The organism is Marinobacterium mangrovicola (assembly GCF_004339595.1).
GTDB lineage: Bacteria > Pseudomonadota > Gammaproteobacteria > Pseudomonadales > Balneatricaceae > Marinobacterium_D > Marinobacterium_D mangrovicola.
The window spans coordinates 242,495-258,727 of sequence record NZ_SMFU01000008.1 but is presented as its reverse complement, the minus strand read 5'-3'; the positions used below and the strand labels follow the sequence as shown (position 1 = coordinate 258,727).

Annotated in this window: 19 protein-coding genes; 2 read left to right on the top strand and 17 right to left on the bottom strand. The window is 58.5% G+C overall.

Going from position 1 to position 16,233, the window contains the following annotated elements:
* Positions 1 to 9: 9 nt before the first annotated feature.
* From zipA to CLV83_RS09655, 11 genes are all read right to left on the bottom strand, one after another.
* Positions 10 to 1,440 (bottom strand): cell division protein ZipA, encoded by a 1,431-nt coding sequence (zipA, locus tag CLV83_RS09705; protein ID WP_132291127.1) that lies wholly within the window; start codon positions 1,438 to 1,440, stop codon positions 10 to 12.
* Between the two features lie 56 nt (positions 1,441 to 1,496).
* Positions 1,497 to 2,744, bottom strand: a complete 1,248-nt coding sequence (gene ccmI / locus CLV83_RS09700; protein ID WP_132291124.1) for a c-type cytochrome biogenesis protein CcmI — start codon at positions 2,742 to 2,744, stop codon at positions 1,497 to 1,499.
* A complete protein-coding gene (locus CLV83_RS09695) occupies positions 2,741 to 3,223 on the bottom strand; it encodes a cytochrome c-type biogenesis protein (RefSeq protein ID WP_132291121.1) in 483 nt (160 codons plus the stop codon). Before CLV83_RS09695 ends, ccmI begins: the two co-directional genes overlap by 4 nt.
* Positions 3,220 to 3,756 carry a DsbE family thiol:disulfide interchange protein gene (locus CLV83_RS09690; RefSeq protein WP_132291118.1) on the bottom strand — a complete coding sequence of 179 codons (537 nt, stop codon included), beginning with the start codon at positions 3,754 to 3,756 and terminating at the stop codon, positions 3,220 to 3,222. The genes CLV83_RS09695 and CLV83_RS09690 overlap by 4 nt, the downstream gene beginning before the upstream one ends.
* Before the next feature lie 14 nt (positions 3,757 to 3,770).
* Positions 3,771 to 5,732: a heme lyase CcmF/NrfE family subunit gene (locus CLV83_RS09685; RefSeq protein ID WP_132291115.1), complete on the bottom strand. Its 1,962-nt coding sequence runs from the start codon at positions 5,730 to 5,732 to the stop codon at positions 3,771 to 3,773.
* Positions 5,729 to 6,190, bottom strand: coding sequence for a cytochrome c maturation protein CcmE (gene ccmE / locus CLV83_RS09680; RefSeq protein ID WP_132291112.1), 462 nt, complete (start codon positions 6,188 to 6,190; stop codon positions 5,729 to 5,731). Before ccmE ends, CLV83_RS09685 begins: the two co-directional genes overlap by 4 nt.
* Positions 6,187 to 6,366 (bottom strand): heme exporter protein CcmD, encoded by a 180-nt coding sequence (gene ccmD / locus CLV83_RS09675; protein ID WP_132291109.1) that lies wholly within the window; start codon positions 6,364 to 6,366, stop codon positions 6,187 to 6,189. The genes ccmE and ccmD overlap by 4 nt, the downstream gene beginning before the upstream one ends.
* A 7-nt stretch (positions 6,367 to 6,373) precedes the next feature.
* Positions 6,374 to 7,132: a heme ABC transporter permease gene (locus tag CLV83_RS09670; RefSeq protein WP_132291106.1), complete on the bottom strand. Its 759-nt coding sequence runs from the start codon at positions 7,130 to 7,132 to the stop codon at positions 6,374 to 6,376.
* Between the two features lie 9 nt (positions 7,133 to 7,141).
* A complete protein-coding gene (gene ccmB / locus CLV83_RS09665; RefSeq protein WP_132291103.1) occupies positions 7,142 to 7,855 on the bottom strand; it encodes a heme exporter protein CcmB in 714 nt (237 codons plus the stop codon).
* On the bottom strand, positions 7,852 to 8,478 hold the full coding sequence (gene ccmA / locus CLV83_RS09660; protein WP_132292648.1) for a cytochrome c biogenesis heme-transporting ATPase CcmA: 627 nt from the start codon (positions 8,476 to 8,478) through the stop codon (positions 7,852 to 7,854). The genes ccmB and ccmA overlap by 4 nt, the downstream gene beginning before the upstream one ends.
* A gap of 1,062 nt (positions 8,479 to 9,540) precedes the next feature.
* On the bottom strand, positions 9,541 to 9,774 hold the full coding sequence (locus tag CLV83_RS09655; RefSeq protein ID WP_132291100.1) for a hypothetical protein: 234 nt from the start codon (positions 9,772 to 9,774) through the stop codon (positions 9,541 to 9,543).
* 346 nt (positions 9,775 to 10,120) lie between these two features.
* Here CLV83_RS09655 and fliK point away from each other — a divergent pair, with 346 nt between their 5' ends.
* The gene (gene fliK / locus CLV83_RS09650; RefSeq protein ID WP_132291097.1) at positions 10,121 to 10,912 is read left to right on the top strand and encodes a flagellar hook-length control protein FliK; all 792 of its coding nucleotides are present in this window, start codon (positions 10,121 to 10,123) and stop codon (positions 10,910 to 10,912) included.
* Complete coding sequence (locus CLV83_RS09645; RefSeq protein ID WP_132291094.1) at positions 10,909 to 11,190, top strand: EscU/YscU/HrcU family type III secretion system export apparatus switch protein; 282 nt, start codon at positions 10,909 to 10,911, stop codon at positions 11,188 to 11,190. The genes fliK and CLV83_RS09645 overlap by 4 nt, the downstream gene beginning before the upstream one ends.
* Before the next feature lie 22 nt (positions 11,191 to 11,212).
* On the opposite strand, the gene CLV83_RS09640 is transcribed toward CLV83_RS09645, so the two are convergent.
* The 6 genes from CLV83_RS09640 to CLV83_RS09615 form a co-directional block, all read right to left on the bottom strand.
* Positions 11,213 to 11,629 carry a DUF2802 domain-containing protein gene (locus CLV83_RS09640; RefSeq protein WP_243642352.1) on the bottom strand — a complete coding sequence of 139 codons (417 nt, stop codon included), beginning with the start codon at positions 11,627 to 11,629 and terminating at the stop codon, positions 11,213 to 11,215.
* 99 nt (positions 11,630 to 11,728) lie between these two features.
* Complete coding sequence (locus CLV83_RS22590) at positions 11,729 to 12,547, bottom strand: chemotaxis protein CheW (protein ID WP_165900274.1); 819 nt, start codon at positions 12,545 to 12,547, stop codon at positions 11,729 to 11,731.
* On the bottom strand, positions 12,540 to 13,328 hold the full coding sequence (locus CLV83_RS09630; protein ID WP_132291091.1) for a ParA family protein: 789 nt from the start codon (positions 13,326 to 13,328) through the stop codon (positions 12,540 to 12,542). The genes CLV83_RS22590 and CLV83_RS09630 overlap by 8 nt, the downstream gene beginning before the upstream one ends.
* A 13-nt stretch (positions 13,329 to 13,341) precedes the next feature.
* On the bottom strand, positions 13,342 to 14,244 hold the full coding sequence (locus tag CLV83_RS09625) for an OmpA family protein (RefSeq protein ID WP_132291088.1): 903 nt from the start codon (positions 14,242 to 14,244) through the stop codon (positions 13,342 to 13,344).
* The gene (locus CLV83_RS09620; RefSeq protein WP_132291085.1) at positions 14,222 to 14,983 is read right to left on the bottom strand and encodes a flagellar motor protein; all 762 of its coding nucleotides are present in this window, start codon (positions 14,981 to 14,983) and stop codon (positions 14,222 to 14,224) included. Before CLV83_RS09620 ends, CLV83_RS09625 begins: the two co-directional genes overlap by 23 nt.
* Positions 14,983 to 16,215, bottom strand: coding sequence for a protein-glutamate methylesterase/protein-glutamine glutaminase (locus CLV83_RS09615; RefSeq protein WP_132291082.1), 1,233 nt, complete (start codon positions 16,213 to 16,215; stop codon positions 14,983 to 14,985). Before CLV83_RS09615 ends, CLV83_RS09620 begins: the two co-directional genes overlap by 1 nt.
* Positions 16,216 to 16,233: the final 18 nt, after the last annotated feature.

The window sequence follows — 16,233 nt, the reverse complement described above, 5'->3', positions numbered from 1 at the left end:
TAAGCGATATCAGTGTGCGCGCCGAACCCGTTTATGGATTTCAAAATCACGGATCCGCTCGCGGTAATGCTCCTTGGTCTGCGGGCGCATGACCGAGCGATCACCATCCAGCATTTCCGCTTCAAGGTGCCGTGCCAGGGTTTCAGCCGTCGCCAGCATGCACTCGTAAGCATACATAGGATCAGCCGGATCGCGCATCGACATAAAGAAGGTCACCGCCGGTGTCTCCAGTTCATCAATGCTGGCGAGGTCAAAGGTTCCAGGCTGGATCGCATTAGCCATGCTGAACTGCAGCGAGCCCTGCGCATTGGGATTCTCGTGACGGTGATAGATATCCATGGCACCGATCTCCATACCGCAGGCCTCGGCGATACGGTGGATCGCCGCGCCGGGCAGTGTTTCACCCTGACGCGCTACAACGAAAATCACCAGCATCTCTTCAGGGTCAGCCGTAATCTCCGGCGCAGGCCGATCCTTACTACCTTGCGCAGCTGCAGGAGCCGAATCGTCCTCAGCGGTTTCTCCGGGATGCGATCCAGCCACAGCTCTGCTATCCGGTTCAGCCACATCACTCGAGAAGGCATCCCGAGCAACAGGCTCAGCCTGATGCGCAACGAACGGCTCTTCATCCTGATGTTTGGGCTCATCCATATCCAGCGCTTCACCCAGGCTGCTGCCGTCATCTACCGCGCGGTGCCCGATTTTTGGCTCTGGCTGAATTTCAGGCTGCTGAATTTCAGGCTCGTTGACCTCAGAAAATTCAGCATGCTCGGGGGCCTCGGCGTCACGTTTAGGACGCACCCGATCCATCAGCACGGGGATCGGCTGTTCCGGGTCAAAATCCAGGCTCAGCGGTTCCGGCTCGGAGGGTTGCTCCTCATCACGGCTCGCGGTCAGTGGGCGCACTCCTTGACGCGGCTCGGCCTCGGCAAACGCTGGCTGCGCTTTATGACCAAACGCGGCCCCGGCTGAAGCGCCACGATCTTGCCCCTGCCGACTGCGATCCACCGGCACATCATCGAAAAGGGGATCAAGCTCCGCTTCGCTATCGGCCAGAAGATCCTGCTGTTCGCTGGGCTGGCTGTAGGTGGCACGAACCTCCGGCTCTGGCGCGGGCCAGTCAGGGATACGATCCGATTCCGCGTTGAGTGGCTCCGGATCAGGCTCTTGATCAAACCGACCAAAGCTGGGCTCACGGCGTTCATGCACCTCAGCCTTATGCTGATTCTTGGTCTCCGCGATTTTACGTGCGCCGCCGTTGGGCAGCTCAGGATTGGACTGCGACAGCTCTTCGCTATCGTCTTCATGCGGCACCGACCGGTCGATGTTCATACGAATGCGGCTGCGATTACCGCGAATCCGGCGCCATCCATCAAACAGGATTAACGCAATTACCAGGATCCCACCAATGATTAGCCATTCGCGCAGACTGATTTCCATGGTTAGGCTCTTTTACCGTCCGGTCTATAATTCAACTTATTCTCCCGGGTAACAGACTACTCTACTACCTGATCGATCACCAGAGTGACGCGCTCCGCATCGCCTCCGGTCGAGACAGGAGACTGGCTGCCTATCAGGTCTCCCGGTTGCGCGATCGCCTGGCCTGAAGCACTGATTCGTGCACCCACTTCGACTTCATCGACACTGGATAGTTCGTTACCCGGCATCATCGCCATACTGTCATCGAGTATCACTTCCAGCGGCAGGTCAGACACCTGTCTACGCACTGCTGCAAGCGGCATACGACCACCCACCGGACGGGCATAGATAAACACCGCCTGATCCGGCGATACCTTGGATTTCAGTTCGTCGGAAAGACTGATGCTGACGCGGATCGATGTTTTAGCTGCTGCTTGTAGCTCGGGAACCTCCTCTCCGGCGGCCACAAGCTGCTGTCTCGCCTGTTCTATGCCGGTTTGCAGCGACTGCACCGCTTCACCACGGGCGTTTTCCTTGGCATGGCTCCAGTATTCGATGGCGGCACGATAATCGCCAGTTTCGTAGGCGTTGATTCCGAGCAAGCCAAGCGCCGCCATATCATCAGGATCCAGCGCCAATGTACGCTCAATCTGAGCCTGAACCTCAGGTGTCATGCTGCCTTCGGCCTGGAAGTAGAGTGCCTGAGCGATCTGTCCCTGCACACCGGCATACTGCGGCGCATCTTCCGGCAGGATGGCGGCTACGCGTCGAAAAGCATCCACCCCTTCGTCAAAGCGGCCCTGATTCACATAGGTGGTCGCTAACAGATACCAACCCTCAGCGTTATCCGGATTGGCTTCCAGCTCTTTCTCAAGCTGGGAGACCGCCTCCTCCAGAGTCGGCATGGTCGGCGGGTTCATCGCCAGTTCAAGATCCGCCGAGCGGCCAAGCACGTTGTACAGCCCGAAAGCGATCACCGGTACCAGCAGAGCCAGCAAAACCACCGTGGTAAACTGGGCGCCACCCGGACGAGGGTGTTTCAGTTCCGGCGCCTGCTCTTCGGCGTCGATCAGCAGATTGCGTTCCAGCTCCAGCTTTAGCACCTCGAAATTTTCCGCATCGAGCGTGCCGGACTCACGTTCGTTTTCCAGCTCAGACAGGCGCTCACGGTAGATTTCGATATTCAGATGCTGTCTATCCACAGCGGTGTCGTCGGCCTGTTCGGCAAGACGATCCGCTTCGCGACGGGCCCTTAGCAGCGGCCAGAACACGAAAGCCACAGCGATGAGGGTCAGCAGCGCAATGCCGCTCCAGAGTGCGATCATTGTTTCTTATCCTGTTCCAGCAATTGCTCCAGCCGCTCCCGCTCCTCGGGAGCCAGATCCGATCCCGCAACACCGGGTGAACCGACACGGCGACGACTTCGAGCGATTAAGAAGACCACCAGCAGACCGATACCGAGCAACACAAACGGGCCGTACCAAAGCACCCAGGTCATCTCGTTGACCCGTGGGCGGTAAAGCACGAACTCACCGTAGCGGGTAACCATGAAGTCGACCACCTCCTCGTCGGAGGCGCCATCATTGACCAGCCGATACACCTCACCCCGCAGGTCTGAGGCGATCGGAGAGTTGGAGTCGGCGATGTTGTTGTTCTGACATTTGGGGCAACGCAGCTCTGCAGTCAGACTCTGGAAACGCTCCTCGGTGGCCTTATCGTCAAACTCATAGGCTTCAATGGTGGCATGTACTGCGCCAGCCCACAGCAGGCCGATCAATACTAGGTGCTGCAGAACCCGAGTCATGCGCCCTCTCCGCTGGAGACCTGCTCCATCACCGCTTTAAGGTCTTTCCAGACACGCGCATCCACCGCACCCACATGGCGGTAACGAATCACCCCATCGGCATCGATAACATAGGTTTCAGGTGCGCCGTAGACGCCCAGATCCAGGCCCAGTTTCCCATCCACATCCAATACCACTTTGTCGTACGGATCGAGGTAGCGCTTCAGCCACTCACGGGCCTTGACCGGCTCATCCTTGTAGTTGATGCCATAGATGGTAACGCCCTGCTGTGCCAGCTGGTTAAGGAAGGCGTGCTCCTCTTTACAGGTGGGACACCAGGTTGCCCAGATATTAACCAACGCCACCTGCCCCTTGAGGTCATCAGGTGTCAGCGTCTGCTCTGGGTTGGTCAAGGAGGCTTTTTCAAACGCCGGGAACGGCTGGTTCAGCCGTGCCGAAGGCAGCTCCGTCGGATCGATGGACAACCCCCGCCAGAGGAAAAAGCCGATACCGAGAAAGATGACCAGCGGTAAAAACAGTACGTAACGACGCATAGCAATCTTCCCCTTTAAGCGCTCTGAGCCGCGATATCGCGGCGAGCCTGTTTACGATAGCGAGGATCGGTGGCCGCCAGGATACCGCCCAGCGTCATCAGCAATCCACCCAGCCAGATCCAGCGCACGAACGGTTTGTACTGCACGCGGATCGCCCAGGCATCGCCACCTAGCGACTCACCCAGCGCCACATAGAGATCACGGAACAGGCCGGGATCAATCGCCGCCTCGGTCATCACATTGTTACGCGCCGTATAAAGGCGTTTTTCCGGATACATGGTGGTGTAGGGCTCCCCCTTGTACAGCACCTGAATCACACCGGTATCGGAGTGAAAGTTAGGGCCGTCCACCTTGTCCATCCGTTCGAACACAAATTCGTAATTATTGAAGGTTTTACGATCGCCCGGCTCCATCCGCAGGTCACTGTGTTCACTGAAAGTAGATACCAGCGCCACACCGACAACCATCACGGCAACGCCCACGTGGGCGAACATCATGCCGTAATAGGCGCGGGACTGCTTAAACATGGCACTGAAGGGGCTGCTTTTCGCCCGCACCCGGTTAAACAGGTCGCGCAGACCGGTAAAGACTATCCACCAAGCCAGTGTCAGACCCACCGATACCCAGACTCCCGGAAACTCCGGCAGAGATACCAGAGAGATCGCACCGGCGATCAGGGCCAGCACAGCCGGCAGCCAGAGCTGCTGCAACATCAGCGCACCGGAGGTCTGTTTCCAGCGCACCAGCGTGCCGACACCCAGACTGATCGCCAGCAGCAGACTCAGCGGTACAAAAAGCGCGTTGAAATACGGCGGGCCAACAGAGAGTTTGCCCATGCCCAACGCATCGATCAGCAGCGGGTAGAGTGTACCCAGCAGCACAGTTGCACAGGCAACAGTGAGCAGCACGTTATTGACCAGCAGCAGCGTCTCCCGGGAAACGAAGCCGAAACTGGACTCGCTTTTCACATGCGACGCTTTGAACGCATAGAGCAACAGCGAGCCGCCAATGGCGATCGCCAGCAACGCCAGAATAAAGAAACCACGATCCGGATCGGAAGCAAAGGCGTGTACCGAGGTCAGCACTCCCGAACGCACCAGGAAGGTTCCCAGCAGACTCAGCGAGAAGGCAAAGATCGCCAGCAGCACGGTCCAGCTCTTGAACACACCGCGCTTCTCGGTCACTGCCAGGCTATGTACCAGTGCAGTACCCACCAACCAGGGCATCAGGGACGCATTTTCCACCGGGTCCCAGAACCACCAGCCACCCCAGCCGAGCTCGTAATAGGCCCACCAGCTTCCCAGCGCGATACCCAGAGTCAGGAACGCCCAGGCGATATTAGTCCAGGGACGCGACCAGCGTGCCCAGGCCGCGTCGAGTCGTCCGCTGAGCAAAGCCGCTATAGCAAAGGCGAAAGCCACGGAGAAGCCCACATATCCCATGTACAGCATCGGTGGATGAACGATCAGGCCGAAGTCCTGCAGCAGCGGGTTCAGGTCAGCGCCATCCTGTGGACTCTGCGGCAGGTAGCGCTCAAATGGGCTGGAGGTAAACAGCACAAACAGGATAAACCCGGTTGCGATCAGGCCCATGACGGCCAGCACACGGGCGCGCATATCATCCGGCAGGTTATCGCTCTTGATCGCTACAGCGACAGTCCAGCCCGCCAGAATCAGCAGCCAGAGCAGCAGTGAACCTTCATGCCCGCCCCAAACGGCGCTAAGACGGTAATACCAGGGCAGCGCACTGTTAGAGTTGCTGGCCACGTAAACCACGGAAAAATCATTGCTGTAGAACGCCCAGGCCAGGCACAGGAAGCTGAACATGACGAAGCCGAACAGGGCAATCGCCAGCGGGCGGGCAAAGCCACACCAGAGCGCGTTGCTACGCGCAGCCCCTACCAGCGGAACAGTACCGAGCAGTACGGCGATACAGAGCGACAGAATAAGTGCATATTGTCCGAGTTCAGGAATCATTTATTAAACTCCTGACCGCTGGGCATCGGCATTTTGCCGGCTTTTTCCAGCGCTTCCGCAACTTCTGCAGGCATATAATTCTCGTCATGCTTGGCGAGCACCTCGACAGCCTGAAACACTCCCTGGCCATCCAGCTCACCCTGAGCCACTATTCCCTGCCCTTCGCGGAACAGGTCCGGCAGGATACCGCTGTAGTGCACAGATACGGTTTTCTCGTAATCGGTAATTTCAAACATCACCTCCAGGCTGTCTTCGGCACGCTTAACGCTGCCATCGACGACCATGCCGCCGGCACGGATACGGGTGTCGGTAGGTGCCTCACCTTCAGCAATCTGCGTCGGAGAGTAGAACAGGTTTATGTTCTGGTTCAGGGCGAAAAGGGTCAGACCAACGGCGACGGCGACGCCGAAGACGATGAACAGCACTATATAGAGCCGCTTCTTGCGCTTCGGGTTCATGGACTTTGATTCTCCCTCTGTAGACGGCGTTTAAGCTGGGCGACCAACCGGCTGCGTTCCATCAACGGCGCTACCAGGTTGAGCAGAATGACGGCTAGTCCAAGGGCGTAGCTGAGCCAAACGTACAGCCCGTGCCCACCCATCGACAGGAATTCGGTAAAAGAGTTAAAGCTCACATCGACCTCACTTCGACAGCAACAGATCCCTGACCCAGCCCGCACGGCGCTCGCGTCTCAGAATCTCATTGCGTAGACGCAGCATCAGCGACACCGCGAAAAAGCAGTAAAACCCCACCACCATCATCAGCAGCGGCACCCACATCTCGGCCGGCATCGCCGGTCTCTCTGTCAGTGTGAACGTGGCGGGCTGATGCAGCGTATTCCACCAATCTACCGAGTATTTGATAATCGGGATGTTAACGAGCCCAACCAGAGACAGAACCGCGCTTGCCTGTGCAGCAGTTGACTCGCTCTCGATGGCAGAGTTCAGCGCCATTACCCCCAGGTAGAGGAAAAGCAGGATCAACATGGAAGTCAGGCGGGCATCCCAGACCCACCAGGAACCCCAGGTCGGCTTGCCCCAGATAGCACCGGTGAGCAGTGCAAGCACAGCCATGGTAGCGCCAATCGGGGCGCAGGATTTCGCTACCATGTCGGCGACCTTCATCTTCCAGATCAGACCGATGGCACCGGCTACCGCCATCATCATGTAGCAGGATTGAGCCAGGATCGCAGAAGGCACATGCAGATAGATAATGCGGAAGCTGTTGCCCTGCTGATAGTCAGCCGGTGCGAATAGAAGCGCCCAGACGATGCCGCCTAGTAACAGAATCAGCGCCGCCACGGCAAAGCCCGGCAGCAACTTACCGCAGATCTGGTAACACCAGCGAGGAGAAGCCAGTTGGTAAAACCAGCGCGGTAACCATTTCTTCTTCTCTACCATCCTTACACTCTACCCACTAACCGAAATTCTTAAGGCGGCACCAATCGCCAGCGGTGCCAGCACGGTGCCCAGCGCCAGCAGCGCACCCAGCAGAGCCAGGTAGCCATCCAGCGGCAAGCCTGTCACCGCCGCCTGCACCGCACCGGTGCCAAAAATCAGCACCGGAATATACAGCGGCAGCACCAGCAGGGAAATCAGCACCCCGCCCCTTTTCAGCCCCACCGTCAGCGCCGCGCCGATGGCACCCACCAGGCTCAGCGTCGGCGTGCCCAGCAACAGGCTCAGCATCAGCCCGGGAACACCCTCCGCCGGCAAAAACAGCATCACCGAGATCAGCGGCGCCACCAGCGTCAGCGCCAACCCGGTCAACATCCAGTGCGCCAGCACCTTCGCACACACGACCAGCATCACAGGCTGCGGGCTGAGCAGCAGCTGCTCCAGCGAGCCGTCATCAAAATCGGTGCGAAACAGGCTATCCATGGACAGCAACGTCGCCAGTAACGCTGCCACCCAGATCACACCCGGAGCCAGTTCCGCCAGAAAACCCGGCTCCGGGCTGACGCCAAGCGGAAACAGGGTGATCACCATCAAAAAGAAGATCAGCGGGTTAACCAGTTCACTTTTACGCCGTAGCGAGAGCTTTAGATCCCGTTTCAGCGTTGCGGCAAACAGCGCCCCCATGCCGATGGCAGGCCTGCGCTGCGGATTCAGTGGCTGATTCATCCGCGCTCTCCCTGCCGGTCAAGATTAATACTACGCACCGCTCCACTGCCCTGAAGATCCTGATGCGTGGTCAGAATCACGCTGCCGCCCTGGGCTACATGACGTCCGATCAGCGCCTCTTTTGCCGCCACTCCACGCTTATCGATCGCGGTGAAGGGTTCATCCAGAATCCAGAGCCTTGCATCACTGAGGTAGAGACGGGCCAGCGAAACCCGCCGGTGCTGGCCGGCGGACAGTGTGTGACAGGGCACATCTTCAAAACCGCGCAGCCCAACCTGCTCCAGCGCTTCCTGAACCCGCGCAGGGTCCAGTGAGGCATGCAGCGCACAGTACCAGTGGAGATTCTCCTCCGGTGTCAGCAACGCTTTTACCCCGGGCTGGTGACCGAAATAGAGCAGTTCAGCGCGAAACTCCTCGCGCACCTTTTCGATCGGCTCCCCCTGCCAGTAAATCTCACCTTCATAGTTGCGTGACAGGCCACTGAGTATTCGCAGCAACGTCGTTTTGCCACTGCCGTTGGCGCCTTCGATCTGCACGATCTCGCCACCATCGACTTCGAAGCTGAGTTGGTCGAACAGTACCCTGTCATCCCGCTCGCAGAACAGGTTCTCAACTTTCAGCATCGTCTGGGACAAACACCACTCTCCATCAAGATCACACAACCGTCGCCACACAAGCGCCGTCAGACTACAGTTTCACCCGCGCTGGCCGACTGATTTTAAACGCGCCATTATAAACAGATTGGCAGCCAGGCGTCAGGGAACCGGAACCGGCAACGGCTAGAACGGTTCCAAGGTCTGATAGCCTCTGCTACCTAAGTGCACCCCGGTCATACAGCAGCCTCTGGGAGCTCAAAAAGTGTCGATTAACCTGCCCGTACAATCACTGCAACAGCTGCCCGCAGATGGTGCCCGACAGACTGATGTCCGCGCCGAGCTTGCGGCTGGCCGCACGCTGGACGCAAGTGTACGGGAAGTGACCCCGGACCCACAGCGCCCCAACCTGTTCCGGATCAAGGTCGAGGTGCAAAAACAACTCATGGAGCTACTGACCACCAGGCCACTGAATTCCGGCGCTCAGATCAGCCTGAGCCAGGATGCGGCCGGCAAGGTGCAACTGACTCTTCTGAGCACTCAGCCACGCCCCCAGAGCAGCAATCCAACGCCGCAGCAAAAGGCCCAACCCCAAGCGCCGATTCTGCAGCTCCGCGTTCCGGCTCAAAGCCAAAGCCAAAGCCAAAGCCAAAGCCAAAGCCAAAACAGCCTGACGCAACTCCTGCCGGTCGGAGAAACGCAGCTTGCGCGAGTAGTAACCAGTACAGGCTCACAGCAAACACCGACTCTCGCAGATGGCCAGAACTCTCAACCGACCACCGCGCGGCCTACGACACCGCCGCCCAGCTCTTCCTCACAAAACGCTGCTGCGGGCAACACTCAAAGTGACACTGCTCAGACTTCCTCTACGCCCTCCCGGCCACCTACCGGAACGGCAACAAACCCTGAGCAACAGCCTGCGAGCACAACGCCAAGAACACCGGCGCCAGCGACGGCAGATACATCTAACCGGGCTGCTCAAACACAAGCCCCACCGGCGAATAATGAGCAACCCAGACCGCAACCAACGGTTCAGGAACGCGCCCCGGCCACAGGCAGCACTGCAGACAAGCAGTCACAAAACCCACGTATTCAGGCGCCGATAACCCCTGTTTCAACGCAGGAGCCGGCGGCATCGACGCCAAAATCAACATCATCCCAGGCTACACCACCGGCACCGACGCCTGCCCCGTCGCAAACAACAGCTGGAGCGAGTAACACGACGCCACGCGAGCAACCTTCACCGTCAACCTCATCAAGAGAGTCGACAAACAATCCACCGCCGCCCTCGCCAAGCCCCGCTGCACAAAGCTCAAAGCCGGGCACTACGCCAGCGACTGCTGCAACGGCTGCGACTTCAACGACAACAGCAACAAATCAAACGGCAGCCGCACCCCAAACGCCTGTCGCCGCACAGACTCCGCCTGCCGCGCAAGCTTCGACCGCTCCCCAAGGCGCCTCTGGACAGGTCATTGCCGCTAACGCTGACAACATCCGCGTCAGCCTGAGCGTGAACGGACAAACGCTGGAATTCATCAGCCCCAGACCGCTGCAACCAGGTTTGGAGGTGCAATTGACCCGCACCAGCGATAACCATATACAGCTTCAGCTCGCACCGCCCCGCAATGATAACGGGGCACAACTGAAATTACAGGAAGGGTTACAGCAAATATTGCGCGACAATTTGCCGCAGCAGCTGCCCGCCGGCGATGCACTGAACCAGATGCGCCAGATACCGGCCATCAGTCGCCCGGGGGGCGATGCGGTGGCACAGGTGATCAAGTCGATGCTGAGCCTGTTCAGCGTTCCTCCGAAAACTGACGCAAAAACCACCCAACAGGTGGTGCAGAATCACCTTCAGTCCAGCGGGCTGATCAGCCAGCCCAGAGCTAACCCAGCCGCTTCTCAGCGCGAGCTGCCACCCCTGCAGCAGCAGCTCGGAAAGCTGACCGATCTGGCGGACCAGCTGCCACCCCAGGCACGGGAACAGATGCTAACGCTGGTAAAAGGTCTCCAGGCACGCAGCGCCAGCCATCAGGCCACCAGTCTGCAAAACTGGCAGGAGATGCCAGACGGGTCCCTGGAGCGCCAGTACCGGCTGGATCTGCCGATTCGCCTGGAGAGAGATAGACTTGAGGACAGCGAAATCCATATCCAGCAACGCAAAAAGCCTGACGAAGAGGGCCGCTTTGTTTCCCAGTGGTCGATTCAACTCCATTTCGACAGAGAGGAACTGGGTCCGGTAGATGCTCACGTCAGCCTGCAGCAAGAATGGCAGTTAAGTGCACGTTTCTGGGCTGAACGGGAGGAAACAACCCGCCTGATAAGAGAACAACTGGACGGTTTCCAGCAGCAGCTTGGCGCCAGCGGATTCGAGGTGGAAGCGCTACAGGTTCAGCGAGGGAAGCCGCCAAGGGACACCCGTTCTCCCGTTAATCACCGTTTGGTGGACCTGCACACATGACAGACGATAACGATTACTCATCACTGAGCCGACAGGCAGTAGCACTGAAGTATGATCAGGATGCGGGCAGCGCACCCAGAGTAACGGCCAAGGGGCAGGGGGTGATTGCGCAGCAGATCATCAGTCTGGCCAAAGAACATGATGTCCATATCTACGAAAGCCCTGAACTGCTGGAGATCCTGATCCGGCTGGAACTGGGAGATGAGATTCCGGAATCGCTGTACCGCGCGATCGCCGAGATTATCGCCTTCACCTATGGTTTGAAAACAGAGGTCTGAAAACAGAAAAGGGGGATACGCCTCAGTGACGCTGTTGCGGCAGCGTCTCGCCAGTGTGCAGTTCGCGGTGCAGCAGTGCCATCAATTCGGCCTCAGGGCGGCCAATACCGCAGCTGCGCACCAGATCGTCTACATCCGCGCCCATTTCCATCAGCTTGGCCGCCTGATTGTAGGCAAGAACACCCGGGTCGCGGTTTTCCAGCTCCTGCTGCTTTTCCACTGTGATATTGAGCCGATGCTCAATCGCCAGCAATCGCTTGCCCATACCGATGGAGCCGTTGGTCATGGCGCGAATCTCGTTACGCAGCACATTGATCAACGCCTGCTGACGCCGTTCCTGCCTGCGTAGACGCACCGCGAGAACGACGCAGATCACCAGCGTCGCCAGGCTCAGCATGGCGAATATCATAACAATCAGATTGTTGGCACTCAGATCCATCGCGGGCCTGCCCCAGAAAAAACCAGCGTCCGACTATCAGCCAGACGCGACGACTATTCACCCGATTGTAACTCAAGCGGCGGGCAGCGTGGATACAGATCAGGCGATTGTCGCCTCGAACTCCTCAACCAGCTGTTCCACATCGACCAGGGCACAGCGCTCTTCCATGTAGGTACCCAGCAGCCAGGAGCGTTGCGCTTTATCCGTGTTCAGGTTGACCCTGTCCATCGGTACCTGGATCGATTTAACCAGGCCATCACAAGCCAATGCCCACTTGCGACCCTGGAGTATCAGCACCTCGGAATACTGCGAATGCTCCGGTTTATAGCGCTCCGGAATCAGCCACATGGCGGTATCAACCACATGGGTGCTGGCGTACGCCTCACCAAAGGAGCCGAGAATCCAGTCCGGCATGCCGCCAATACTCAGAGACAGATCGCGCATATTCAGCGCTCCCTCTATGCGGTCAAACTCCACCGCCAGCTTCAGGCCGTGCATATCGAGCAGTACGCAGTTGAGCACCTTGACCGGCGCACTGGAGGCCGTAGCCGCCTCTGCCCTGGGCATGGCGGTGATCGGCGCCGGTGCTGGCTCTGGCTCTGGCTCTGGCTCTGGCTCTGGCTCTGGCTCTGGCTCTGGCTCTGGCTCTGGCTCTGGCTCTGGCTCTGGCTCTGGCTCTGGCTCTGGCTCTGGCTCTGGCTCTGGCTCTACAGGAGCGTGTGCGCTGGCCTCCTCTGCGTCAAGCACCACTTCCAGATCGTCCTCATCTGCGGAGGGAAAAATCTCATCCTGCGCGGGCTCGGACGCCTCATCCGAAATATCCGGTACGATTTCATCAGCCAGATCCTCCATTTCGAGATCGGGATCGGCCAACAGTGCTTCGATATATTCGAAAACGACTTTCTTCTGATCAGCCATGGGCCTGGCCCTCTCTGCGCTGTTCCAGCAGGTTTCTCAACAGCTTCGCATAGGCGTGAACACCGCGGCTGCCCGCATCCATCGAAGAGGGCACCAGCCCCTTAAGACTGGCGTTACGAAACTTGGTATCCACAGGCACCACAGCGGTCGAAATGTTGTCTTCGTAGCGCTTATGCAGCTCGCGAAGACTACTGACAGATGCCTGGGTACGGCGGTCGTAAAAGGTGGGGATAATCGTGTACTCCAGCTTGTTGCGGCGCGCCCGGTTAACCATCTCGATGGTTCTCACCATCCTCTGGAGCCCTTTCAGCGCAAGGAACTCCGTCTGAACCGGCACCAGCAGATGATTGCAGGCCGCCAGCGCATTAACCATCAGCACACCCAGTACCGGTGGGCTGTCGATCAAGACAAAATCGTAGGATTTTTTCTGGGTTGCCAGCGCCTTGGCCACCTGCAGCCCCATTCCCTCTTTACCGACCGCACGCCGCTCCAGTGTCGCCAGAGCAGTAGATGCGGGCATCAGATCGATACCTGGCTGAGAGCTGGGCACAATCAGACTCTGTGTACGCTTCTCATCGACCTGCAGCTGTTCAAACAGGTCATAGACGCTGTGCTCGAGCTCATCAGGATCAAAGCGAAAATAGCTGGTCAGGGAACCATGGGGATCCAGGTCCACCAGTAACACCTTGTAACCCACATCGGCCAGCAACCCCGCCAGGGTTACCACTGTGGTCGTTTTACCGACCCCGCCTTTCTGGTTAGCAACAGCCCACACCTGCATAGCAACTTTCCCGTTAGTCTTCCGGCCTGGCCTGACGGATCAGAATTCCGTCTTCCGTTTCAACCTGCTCCAGCGCCGGCGGCGCCGGCTCGCTGTCCTGCTCGGTCAGCATTTCGCTGACCGCATCATTACTGACCTGTTCACTGCCGAAGGAGGTCACCGCCCTGCGGACTTTCTCATCCCGCGAAACGACGATAACGATGCGCCGATTCAGCCGTCGCCCCTCAGCCGTACGATTACTGTAGGCCGGCTGAAACTCCCCGTAGCCCACTGCAGCCATACGTCTCGGAGAGACACCATTCATCGCCAACAGCCTTACAACCGCCGCTGCCCTGGCAGCGGACAGTTCCCAGTTGGAAGGGTAACGGTCGGTAGAGATAGGTTCGTTATCGGTAAACCCTTCCACATGAACCGGGTTTTCCAGCCCCCTGAGCTCTGCAGCGATTTGTGACAAGACTCGATCGGCTGCTATTGATGGAATGGCGCCGCCGCTTTCAAACAACAGGCTGGAACGCAACTCGATGGAAAACCAGAGATCTGAACCCTGCACTTCCACCTCACCACCGGCGATCTCTTCACTGAAGTCCGCCTCCATCCGCGCGCGCAGATCGTTCAGCAGCCGTGTTTCCCCTTCATCGGCGGGGCCGACCAGCGTTGCGGGGGCCTGTTCTCGACTCTCACCGCCCTCCAGAATGCCGCCGCCACCATCAACAGCAGGGCTGACACCGCGCATCACACCGGGGCCGGAAAATACATCGGAGAGCGCTTCGCTCATACGCCGGTACTTATCTTCACTCACCTGGGAAATCGCATACATCATCACGAAAAAGGCGCACAGCAGAGTCACGAAATCCGCCCAGGAGAGAATCCAGCGATCCAGTGGAGCGTCAGGTTCAGGAGGCCTTCTGCGCGGCATCGTCCGTCTCCAGGTATCCCTGCAGGCGCTGCCGGATCACCTCCGGCCCCTGCCCCTCGGCAATGAATACCAGGCCATCCATCAGCATCTCATGATACTGCGCCCGCCCCTGAACCAGTCGTTTAATCTTGTTGGCCGTGGGAATCAGCAGAAGGTTGGCGAGGGCAACGCCGTATATGGTCGATACAAACGCGGTGGCGATACCCTGCCCCAGAGCTTCGGGCTCCGCCAGGTTTGCCATCACCTGAATCAGACCGAGTACCGTACCGATAATCCCCAAAGTCGGCGCATAGCCACCCAGGCTCTCAATAACCCGCACCGCCTGCAAATCACGCTGCTCGCGGGCGATCAGGTCCACCTCAAGTATGGAACGAATCATCTCTGGCGGACGGCCATCGGCAAGCAGCTGCAGGCCATTGGCAACAAAGGCATCGTCACACTTGTTTGCCTCAGCCTCGAGAGCGATCAATCCGCGCTTGCGCGCCAGTTGGCACCAGTCACGTAGCGCCCGGTTGCCGGCATTAAAATCCGGCTCATCGGTACGGTAGGCCCAGCCGAACAAACGTCGGGCACGACGAAAATCCTCCCGTGGCGACTGCACCATCGCCGCTGCCAGGGTACCGCCAACCACGATCAGTGCCGCTGTGGGGTTATACAGCTCAGACAGATCGCCACCGCCGATATAGTTACCACCGACGATTGCCACAACAGCCACCAGTATCCCCAGCAACCCAAACATCAGCTTTTCCTGCTCTGCTTCGCCAACAACGGGCCGATATCTTCCAGATCCAGAATCTCATCAGCGAGACCTGCATTCACTACCGCCTGAGGCATACCATAGATAGTGCAGCTGTCCCTGCTCTGCGCCCAGATCTTTGCACCTTCACGCTTGAGCAGGCGGGCGCCATCACAACCATCGGCCCCCATGCCGGTCAGGATCAGCGCCAACACCTTGGCACCATAGGCCTTGGCGGCAGAAGCATAGGTGACATCGACACTGGGTTTATAGGTCAGTTTGGTATCGCCCTCGAGGATCCGCACACGATCAGTCTGGCGAGGATCGATCATCATCTGCAGCCCACCAGGCGCCAACAAGGCAAGTCCGGGACGCAGGCGATCGCCGTCCACCGCCTCTTTTACCTCCAGCGCACACTGCTGATTGAGGCGCTCGGCAAACACCTGGGTAAAGGTTTTCGGCATATGCTGCACCAGCAGCACCGGGTAGGGAAAGCCGGCAGGGATCGCAGTGAGAATTTTCTGCAACGCGGCGGGGCCGCCGGTGGAAGTGCCGATCACGACGATCCGGCAGTCTGGAAACTTAACCTTGGCAGGGTTACTTGTGGAGCCTGCTGCCTCTGCTGTCGGAGCCGGAGAACGAAACGCAGGCGTGCGCGCTGGCATCTCTCTTCTCACTGGCGGCGCAGGTTTGCGTTCAGCACTCTCAGCCGAGCGGGGAACACGAGCGGAAGGACGCGTTGGTGTCGGGCTATCCGGCCGGAACACCATGGTCGAAGTAGTACTGGCCTTGGATCGCGGATGGCGATGCTCGAACACGGAACCCGAGCGGAAACGCCGGTTGCTACCCAGCGCCAGAATTCGTTCGATAAGCTGGGTACGTATTCCCTGACTTTTATCCATCCAGGCACGAATATCTTTCGGCAGATAATCGGCGGCTCCCGCTTCTATCGCCTCCAGCGTGATTCTCGCGCCCTCATGGGTCAATGACGACAGCATCAACACATTGGTGGGACATTCCCGCATGATAATACGGACAGCATCGATACCGTTAAGCTGCGGCATCTCCACGTCCATGGTAATCACATCGGGTTTGAGCGCGCGCGCCTTCTCGACCGCCTCGCGCCCGTTGACCGCACTCCCTACCACCTCAACGCGTTTATCATCCCGCAGAATTTCCTCGATGCGATGGCGGAAAAAACCGGAGTCATCAACGACCAGTACACGAATCGTCATCTAGGCTCTCCAACCCGG